General features: G+C 69.8%; 10 protein-coding genes. 5 read left to right on the forward strand and 5 right to left on the reverse strand.

Going from position 1 to position 8,138, the window contains the following annotated elements:
* Positions 1-58 precede the first annotated feature (58 nt).
* The 3 genes from gyrA to DPQ23_RS13730 all read right to left on the reverse strand — a co-directional run bounded on the left by gyrA (position 59) and on the right by DPQ23_RS13730 (position 4,075).
* Complete coding sequence (gene gyrA / locus DPQ23_RS13720; protein ID WP_112875364.1) at positions 59-2,737, reverse strand: DNA gyrase subunit A; 2,679 nt, start codon at positions 2,735-2,737, stop codon at positions 59-61.
* Positions 2,738-2,919: 182 nt separating this feature from the next.
* Entirely contained in the window at positions 2,920-3,423 is a 504-nt protein-coding gene (locus tag DPQ23_RS13725) for a disulfide bond formation protein B (protein WP_240602779.1), read from the reverse strand.
* A gap of 55 nt (positions 3,424-3,478) precedes the next feature.
* Positions 3,479-4,075, reverse strand: a complete 597-nt coding sequence (locus tag DPQ23_RS13730) for a DedA family protein (protein ID WP_112875356.1) — start codon at positions 4,073-4,075, stop codon at positions 3,479-3,481.
* A gap of 125 nt (positions 4,076-4,200) precedes the next feature.
* Between DPQ23_RS13730 and ypfJ the strand changes: the two genes are divergently transcribed.
* A complete protein-coding gene (gene ypfJ, locus DPQ23_RS13735) occupies positions 4,201-5,052 on the forward strand; it encodes a KPN_02809 family neutral zinc metallopeptidase (RefSeq protein WP_112875357.1) in 852 nt (283 codons plus the stop codon).
* 9 nt (positions 5,053-5,061) lie between these two features.
* On the opposite strand, the gene DPQ23_RS13740 is transcribed toward ypfJ, so the two are convergent.
* The gene (locus DPQ23_RS13740; RefSeq protein ID WP_112875358.1) at positions 5,062-5,250 is read right to left on the reverse strand and encodes a hypothetical protein; all 189 of its coding nucleotides are present in this window, start codon (positions 5,248-5,250) and stop codon (positions 5,062-5,064) included.
* 52 nt (positions 5,251-5,302) lie between these two features.
* Here DPQ23_RS13740 and DPQ23_RS13745 point away from each other — a divergent pair, with 52 nt between their 5' ends.
* Positions 5,303-5,782: a type II toxin-antitoxin system RatA family toxin gene (locus DPQ23_RS13745; protein ID WP_112875359.1), complete on the forward strand. Its 480-nt coding sequence runs from the start codon at positions 5,303-5,305 to the stop codon at positions 5,780-5,782.
* Here the strand turns inward: DPQ23_RS13745 and DPQ23_RS13750 are convergent.
* Positions 5,743-6,348, reverse strand: coding sequence for a sulfotransferase family 2 domain-containing protein (locus DPQ23_RS13750; RefSeq protein WP_112875360.1), 606 nt, complete (start codon positions 6,346-6,348; stop codon positions 5,743-5,745). The genes DPQ23_RS13745 and DPQ23_RS13750 overlap by 40 nt on opposite strands.
* A 69-nt stretch (positions 6,349-6,417) precedes the next feature.
* Between DPQ23_RS13750 and DPQ23_RS13755 the strand changes: the two genes are divergently transcribed.
* The 3 genes from DPQ23_RS13755 to DPQ23_RS13765 all read left to right on the forward strand — a co-directional run.
* Positions 6,418-7,044 (forward strand): HAD family hydrolase, encoded by a 627-nt coding sequence (locus tag DPQ23_RS13755; RefSeq protein ID WP_112875361.1) that lies wholly within the window; start codon positions 6,418-6,420, stop codon positions 7,042-7,044.
* A 67-nt stretch (positions 7,045-7,111) separates the two neighbouring features.
* A complete protein-coding gene (locus DPQ23_RS13760; protein WP_112875362.1) occupies positions 7,112-7,687 on the forward strand; it encodes a DUF4202 domain-containing protein in 576 nt (191 codons plus the stop codon).
* A gap of 102 nt (positions 7,688-7,789) precedes the next feature.
* On the forward strand, positions 7,790-8,138 hold a 349-nt coding region (locus DPQ23_RS13765), incomplete at its 3' end, for a uroporphyrinogen-III C-methyltransferase (RefSeq protein ID WP_240602781.1).

The raw sequence follows: 8,138 nt of genomic DNA on the forward strand, positions 1-8,138 counted from the left end.
GCCCGCCGCCACCCGGCGGACGCCGGCTTGCACCCCGGCGCCCTTGCCCGGCCGGACGTCAGCCCTCGCTGCCCTCGTCCTCCGCGGCCTCGGCCACGCGGGCGACGGACACCACCTCCTCGCCCTCGGCGGTGTTGAACACCCGCACGCCGCCGGCCGAACGCGACCGGAAGCTGATGCCATGCACCGGCACCCGGATCGATTGCCCGGTCGAGGTCGCCAGCATGATCTGGTCGTCCAGCGTCACCGGGAAGGACGCGACCAGCGGACCGCCCCGCATCGCCTTGTCCATCGCCATCACGCCCTGGCCGCCGCGCCCGCGCACCGGATAATCATGGGCCGAGCTGATCTTGCCCGCCCCGCGCGCTGTGATCGTCAGGATCAGGTCCTCGTGCGCGGACATCTCGGCATAGCGTTCCTGCGGCAGCGGACCTTCGGCCACGGTCTCGTCGTCATCGGGCTCGGCCCCGTCGTCCAGCGCACCCTCGACGGCGCGGCGCATGCGGATATAGGTCGCGCGTTCCTCGGGCGTCGCCTCGAAGTGGCGGATGATCGACATGCTGACCACGCGGTCGCCCTCGGCCAGCCGGATGCCGCGCACCCCCGTCGAATCGCGCCCCTTGAAGATGCGGACGTCGGTCGTCGGAAAGCGGATCGCGCGGCCCATCGCGGTGACCAGCATCACGTCGTCGTCCTCGTCCGCGATGCGGGCGTTCACCAGGCTGACGCCCTCGGGCAGCTTCATCGCGATCTTGCCGTTGCGCATGACGTTGGTGAAATCCGACAGCGCATTGCGGCGCACGTCGCCGTCCGAGGTGGCGAACACCACCTGCAGGCCGTCCCAGTCCTCCTCGGGGACGTCCACCGGCATCAGCGCCGCGATCGAAGTGCCGCTGCCGATCGGCAGGATGTTGACCAGCGCCTTGCCCTTGGCGGTGCGCCCGCCCAGCGGCAGCCGCCAGGTCTTCAGCCGGTACACCATCCCGTCAGTGGTGAAGAACAGCAGTTCCGTATGCGTGTTGGCGACGAACAGGGTCGTGACGACGTCGTCTTCCTTGGTGGCCATCCCCGACAGGCCCTTGCCGCCGCGCTTCTGGCTGCGGAACTCGATCAGGGGCGTGCGCTTGATCCACCCGCCCGAGGTGATGGTGACGACCATGTCCTCGCGCTCGATCAGGTCCTCGTCGTCCATGTCGCCGGCCCAGTCGATGATCTCGGTCCGGCGCGGAACGGCGAACAGCGACTTCACCTCGGTCAGCTCGTCGGCGATGATGCCCATCACCCGCTCGCGCGAGGCGAGGATCTCCAGATAGTCGCGGATCGCGTCCGCCAGGGCGCGCAACTCGTCCGTCACCTCCTGCACGCCCAGCTGGGTCAGGCGCTGCAGACGCAGATCAAGGATGGCGCGGGCCTGCGTCTCCGACAGGTTGTAGGTGCCGTCCTCGTTGACGGGGTGCAGCGGGTCGTCGATCAGCCGCAGGTATTCCAGGATCGCCCCGGCCGGCCAGCGGCGTTCCATCAGCCGGTCGCGCGCCTGCGCCGCATCGGCGCTGGTGCGGATCGTGGCGACCACCTCGTCCACATTGGTGACGGCCACGGCCAGGCCGCACAGGACATGGCTGCGCTCGCGCGCGCGCTTCAGCTCGAACGCCGTGCGGCGGGCGACAACCTCTTCGCGGAAGGTGATGAAGTGGGTCAGGAAATCGCGCAATGCCAGTTGTTCGGGCCGCCCGCCGTTCAGCGCCAGCATGTTGGCGCCGAAGCTGGTCTGCATCGGGGTGAACCGGAACAGCTGGTTCAGCACGACATCGGCGGTCGCGTCGCGCTTCAGCTCGATCACCACGCGCACGCCGTTGCGGTCGGATTCGTCCTGGACGTGGGCGATGCCCTCGATCCGCTTGTCCTTGGCCAGTTCCGCGATGCGCTCGATCAGCGTGGCCTTGTTCACCTGATAGGGCACGTCATCCAGGATGATCGCCTGCCGGCCGGACCGCACGCTTTCGATGCGCGTGCGCGAGCGCACGACGATCGAGCCGCGCCCCTCGAGATAGGCCTTGCGCATCCCGGACCGGCCCAGGATCAGACCGCCGGTCGGAAAGTCCGGGCCGCGGATGATCTCCATCAGCCGTTCGGTGGGCGTGTCGGGGTTGGCGATCAGCTCCAGCGTGGCATCAACGACCTCGCCCAGGTTGTGGGGCGGAATGTTGGTGGCCATGCCGACGGCGATGCCGCCCGCGCCGTTGACCAGCATGTTGGGGAACCGCGCCGGCAGGACGGTCGGCTCGCGGTCCTTGCCGTCATAGTTGTCCTGGAAATCGACGGTGTCCTTGTCGATGTCCATCAGCAGCCAGTTGGCCGCGCGCGCCATCCGCACCTCGGTATAGCGCATGGCCGCGGCGCTGTCGCCGTCCATGGATCCGAAGTTGCCCTGACCGTCCAGAAGCGGCAGCGACATCGAAAAGCTCTGCGCCATCCGCACCAGCGCGTCATAGATCGCGCTGTCGCCGTGGGGGTGGTACTTGCCCATCACGTCGCCCACCGGACGCGCCGACTTGCGATAGGGCTTGTCGTAGGTGTTGCCGGTCTCGTCCATCGCGAACAGGATGCGCCGGTGCACCGGCTTCAGCCCGTCGCGCAGGTCGGGGATCGCCCGGCTGACGATGACCGACATCGCATAGTCGAGATACGAGGACCGCATCTCCTCGGCGATGCCGATGGTCGGGCCGTCGTGATGCATGACATGGCTGGCGCCGGTCGCGCCGTCGTCGGTCTCGTCGGGGGCGGCGTCCGTCTGAAGGGCGTCGTTCGGGTCGTCTTGGGGGGTGTCGGCCAAGGGGCGTGCCTCAATATCTTGTTGCCGCAGGTCTATCACCCGCCGCCCTTGGGTTCAATCGCAGGGTTGGCCGCGCACCGTCGCGGTCAAGGCGCAGGACGCGTCGCGGCCACGCCCCACAGCAGCGTCAGCCCGGCCGAGATCAGGCCGTTCCACGCCGCCATCGACAGGCCCAGGAACACCCAGGCCGGCTGGTCGCATCGAATGACCGGCGCGTCCTGCAGCCTGGCCATCAGGTCGGCCGGCGACATCCGCGCCAGATCCCCCACGCCGCCCGAGCAATGCGCGGGTCCCGCCCACCATGCCAGTTCGACCCCGCTGTGATACAGCGCCAGCCCCGTCGCCGCGGCCGCGGCGGCCAGTCCCAGCACGGCCAGCCAGCGCCGCCAGCCCAGAAACCAGATCGCGCCCCCGATCAGCGCCGCCGCCACATGCGGCCAGCGTTGCAGGATGCACAGTTCGCACGGCGCATAGCCCGCCGCCTGGAACCCCAGCGCCGCGATCAGCAGCAGGGCCGATGCCGCCCCGGCCACGCCCGCCATGGTCCTGCCGTCCGCAATCATCCGGTCGATCGTCGCTGGGTTCGTCATGGCTGGGCCTCGGTCAGATGGGGGTGGGGTGCGGGGCTGGGCGGGCGGGTTGCGGTCAGTGCGGCCGCCAGGTCGCCACGCGGTACAGATAAACGGCCACGACCACGACCACCACCAGCTTCGACACCGGGTCGAGCACGTTGCCCACGCGGTCGTACTGGCTTTCCAGCAGATAGCCCGCGCCCGTCAGCAGGCCCGTCCAGGCCAGGCTGCCCAACGTCGTCAGCATGAGAAACCGCCCCCAGGACATGCGCGCGATGCCGGCCGGGACCGAGATCAGCGTGCGGATCGTCGGGATCATCCGGCCCAGCAGCACGGCCTTGCCGCCGTGGCGGTCGAACCAGCCCTGCGCCGCGTCGATGTCGCCTGGCGAGACGGTCATCAGCCGCCCGTGGCGCGCGGCCCAGCGTTTCAGCGCCGCCGCCCCGATCCGGCGGCCCAGCAGGTACCACAGGCTGGTGCCCGCGACCGATCCCGCCGTTCCCGCAAGGACCGCGGGCACCAGCGACAGCGCCCCGGTCCCGCACAGATAGCCCGTCAGGGGCATGATCACCTCGGACGGGATCGGCGGAAAGACGTTCTCGCCAAGCATCAGCAGGAAGATGCCAGGATAGCCCCAGCTTTCGATCACCGTCAGAACCCAGTCGAACATTCAAACGCCTTTCGCATGACCCGCCCCTGAAAGCCCGCGCCGAGGGAACCGTCAACCCCGCGCAGCCGTTCGGTCGTCGGCATTTCGGCCGCCGCGGGCGCGCCGCACGAAAGGACTGGATCACCATGGAATGGCGGGGCCGTCGCGGCAGCAGCAACATCGAGGATCGCCGCGGCATGGGCGCGTCGGGCGTCGGCGGCCTGGGCGTCGTGGGCACGCTGGTCGTCCTGGCCGTGGGCTATTTCTTCGGCGTGGACATCTCGCCGCTGGTGGACGGCGGCACTCAGTCGCCGTCCGAGCCGGGCGTCGAGCGGCAACTGACCGCCAAGGAGCAGGAGACGGGGCAGTTCCTGTCCGTCGTTCTGGCCGACACCGAGGAAGTGTGGGCCGATGTCCTGCGCACCCAGGCCGACATGACCTATGCCGATCCGACGCTGGTGCTGTTTTCGGGGTCGGTCCAGTCGGCCTGCGGCGGGGCCTCGGCCGCGATGGGGCCGTTCTATTGCCCCGGCGACCAGCGGCTCTACCTCGACACCCAGTTCTTCGACGTCATGGAGCAGAAGATGGGCGCGGGCGGGGATTTCGCCGCCGCCTATGTCGTCGCGCACGAGATCGGCCACCATGTCCAGAACCAGATCGGCATCCTGGGCCAGGTCAACCGGATGCGGGCGCAGGCCTCGCAGACCGAGTCGAACCGCCTGTCGGTGCTGACCGAGCTTCAGGCCGACTGCTTCGCAGGCATCTGGGCGCGTCAGGCCAGCGAGCGCTACGGCTCGATCAGCCAGGCCGACGTGGACGAGGCGATCAACGCCGCCCGCGCCGTGGGCGACGACATGCTGATGCGCAGCGCGGGGCGTGCGCCGATGCCCGACAGCTTCACCCACGGATCGGCGGCCGAGCGCAGCGCCTGGCTGGCGCGCGGCATGGAAAACGGCCGGATGGCCGACTGCAACACCTTCCGCGAGGCGGGGCGGTAAGGTCCCCCGTCAGGGCCGCAGCGCGCCGCCGCCGCGCCCGTGGTCCAGCGTCAGGGCGTCGGGCCACCAGCCCAGCCATTCCAGCGCCACGATCGCCAGCGCCAGCGCGATCAGCCCCGCCACCAGCGCCACCCGCCTGTCCGACGGCGGGTTGCGCACCCACTGCACGGCGCGGATCAGCCAGCCCATGTTGTTCATCGGTTGCGTCCTCTGCTAGATACCCTGCGACCGAACGACAGGACCGCATCCCGTGCCGAACCACACCGAGACCCGTCACCTGCCTTACTCGGCGCGGCAGATGTACGATCTTGTGGCCGACGTCGAGCGCTATCCCGAGTTCCTGCCCTGGAACACCGCGGCGCGCATCCGGTCGCGCACCCCCGGCGAGGCGGGGTCCGAAGTGATCGAGGCCGACCTGGTCATCAGCTTCAAGGTGTTTCGCGAACGCTTCGGCAGCCGGGTGACGCTGTTTCCCGCCGAGATGCGGATCGACACGCGCTATCTGGACGGCCCCTTCACCCATCTGCACAGCGACTGGACATTCGCCGACCGGCCGGACGGCGGCTGCGACGTGCGGTTCCATGTCGATTTCGAATTCCGCAACGCCATCCTGCGCCGCGTGATCGGCGTTGTCTTCGGCGAGGCGATGTCCCGCATCGTCCGCGCGTTCGAGGATCGGGCCCGCGCGCTTTACGGCCCCGGCCGCCCGGCGGACTCCCACAGGACATAGTCCTCGGCCAGCGCCGCGTGCAGCCGCGCGGCCGTCCTGTCCGACAGCGACAGGTCGCGGGCAGGCGAGACATTGACCACCGGCAGTTCGATCGCGGTGTCCAGCGCGTCCGACAGGAAGGCGACAAGCCGGTCCAGTTGCTCGTACTGGAACAGCAGGTCCACCGGCGGCTTGCCGGGGGCAGGGGTCAGGAACCCCGACTGCCGGCCCAGCCGCGCGTGCCGCGGCCGGTCCGCCGCCAGATAGTCCTGCACGAACCGTTCGAAATCCAGGGCCGCGGTGCTGTTGGGGCTGCCCGCGGCCTGCGGGCGGGCGCGATAGCGATACCAGCTGCCCAGCCAGGACACGGGCTCGCGCACCACGGCGATGGTCCGGAACGGCTTGCCCGGGATCGTGTCCAGCAGGGGCGCGACGTGCTGGCCGTACTGGCGCAGCGTCAGGTGCTTGATTTCCGGCCGCGCCCGCATCACCAGTTGGGCGCGCGCCGCCAGCGCGGATTCCAGCGCGGTGGTGCCCGTCTTGGGCACCGACAGCAGCACCAGCCGGGGGGCGACAAAGGCAAGCATGGCAATCCTTTTCCCACCCGGCGCCTCCGGGTTCCACGACCGACGCCGGTATTCCGGGCGGGGCGGCGAATGGCAAGCCGCCCTGGACGGGGCGCGGGCGTGAACGTCATCTTCGATCTGGGCAATGTCCTGATCCGCTGGAACCTGCACGCGGGCTTCGCGGCCGAGTTTCCCGACCCCGCCAAACTGCGGGCCTATCTGGACCGGATCGGCTTTGACGACTGGAACCGCACCCATGACGGCGGCCGCCCCTGGGCCGAAGGGGTCGCGGCGCTGCGCGCCCGCTGGGGCCCCGACGCCGAGCCGGCGGCGCTTTATCCCGACCGCCACCACCTGACCATCGCCCAGCCGATCGAGGGCAGCTGGGCGCTGGTCGCGCGGCTGGACCGTGCCGGCCACCCGCTTTACGCGCTGACCAACTGGTCGGCCGAATCCTTTCAGCAGGCGCTGGCGCTGCACCCGCGGCTGGCGATCTTTCGCGACATCGTCGTCTCGGGACGCGAGGGGATGCTGAAGCCCGACCCGCGGATCTATCGCCTGCTGCTGGACCGCCACGGGCTGGCGGCAGGCGATTGCCTGTTCGTCGACGACAGCGCGGCGAATGTCGCGGGGGCCCGCGCGGTGGGCATGGATGCGGTGCGCTTCACCAATCCGCCGGCGCTGGAACGCGACCTGACGGCGCGCGGGTTGATCTGACGGCCCCCGGTGGACAAGCCGCGCCGTGCCGTGGCATCCCCGTCCTGTCCGGAACCGGAGAAGCCCGATGACACTGCGCGAGACCGTCTTTGCCGCCATCGACAAGGCCAACGCCGCCGATCCGCGGTCCGAGGATGGCCAGCCGGTCGAGCTGCTGTATGGCCGGCGCATGACGGCCCAGCAGCAGCACCTGTTCCCGGATGCGGACGACGCGCTGGCCATCGCCTGCCGCGGCCAGCACATCGAGCGCTGGATGCTGCGCCGCGACAGCTATCCCGAGGGGCGCGAGGGCTATCTGGCCTGGCGGCGCGACCAGGGCCGCCGCCACGCCGACCGCGTGACGGGTCTGATGCGCGAGGCAGGCTTTGACGCCGACGCCATCGAGGCCGCCGGCCGCATGCTGCGGAAAGAGGGGATCAAGCGCGACCCCCAGGTCCAGGCGCTGGAGGACGTGGCCTGCTTTACCTTCATCCGGCATTACCTGGGGGATTTCGCGACGACCCAGGACCCCGAGGCGCTGATCCGCATCGTCGAGCGCACCGCCCGCAAGATGTCGCCGGCCGCACGCGACCGCGCGCTTGCGGAATTTCCCATGCCGCCGGCGCTTGCCGCAGCCTTTCATGTCGTGGCGGACGCAGGCTGACCGGCCCCGGCCGGTCGCGTTGACAGCGTCCCTGCCGCGACGCAGCATCACTCATCCAGCACCGTCGCCTGCGCGGCGGGCCAGACAGACGGAAACAGGACGATGGCACAGGCGCCGGGCAAAGTCTTTCTCATCGGCGCGGGTCCTGGCGATCCCGAGCTTCTGACGGTTCGGGCGCTGCGCCTGATCCAATGCGCCGATGTGGTGGTCTTTGACCGTCTGGTGTCCCCCGAGATCATGGCGCTGGTCCCGGCCGCCACGCGTCGCATCAGCGTCGGCAAGACCGCCGGGTTCCATTCCGTGCCGCAGGACGCCATCAACGCGCTGCTGGTCGATCTGGCGCGCGAGGGTCTGGTCGTGGCCCGCCTGAAGGGCGGCGACCCGCTGATCTTCGGCCGCGGCTCCGAGGAGGCCGAGGAGCTGGCCGCCGCGGGCATCCCCTATGCCTATG

This window comes from Paracoccus endophyticus, assembly GCF_003286075.1.
In the GTDB taxonomy this organism is placed as follows: Bacteria; Pseudomonadota; Alphaproteobacteria; order Rhodobacterales; family Rhodobacteraceae; genus Paracoccus; species Paracoccus endophyticus.

Bases quoted from the DNA above. Each gene is read 5' to 3' on its own strand.
- gyrA (WP_112875364.1), bottom strand. From the start codon at position 2,737: ATGCATCACGACGGCCCGACCATCGGCATCGCCGAGGAGATGCGGTCC.
- DPQ23_RS13725 (WP_240602779.1), bottom strand. From the start codon at position 3,423: ATGACGAACCCAGCGACGATCGACCGGATGATTGCGGACGGCAGGACC.
- DPQ23_RS13730 (WP_112875356.1), bottom strand. From the start codon at position 4,075: ATGTTCGACTGGGTTCTGACGGTGATCGAAAGCTGGGGCTATCCTGGC.
- ypfJ (WP_112875357.1), top strand. From the start codon at position 4,201: ATGGAATGGCGGGGCCGTCGCGGCAGCAGCAACATCGAGGATCGCCGC.
- DPQ23_RS13740 (WP_112875358.1), bottom strand. From the start codon at position 5,250: ATGAACAACATGGGCTGGCTGATCCGCGCCGTGCAGTGGGTGCGCAAC.
- DPQ23_RS13750 (WP_112875360.1), bottom strand. From the start codon at position 6,348: ATGCTTGCCTTTGTCGCCCCCCGGCTGGTGCTGCTGTCGGTGCCCAAG.
- DPQ23_RS13755 (WP_112875361.1), top strand. From the start codon at position 6,418: ATGGCAAGCCGCCCTGGACGGGGCGCGGGCGTGAACGTCATCTTCGAT.
- DPQ23_RS13760 (WP_112875362.1), top strand. From the start codon at position 7,112: ATGACACTGCGCGAGACCGTCTTTGCCGCCATCGACAAGGCCAACGCC.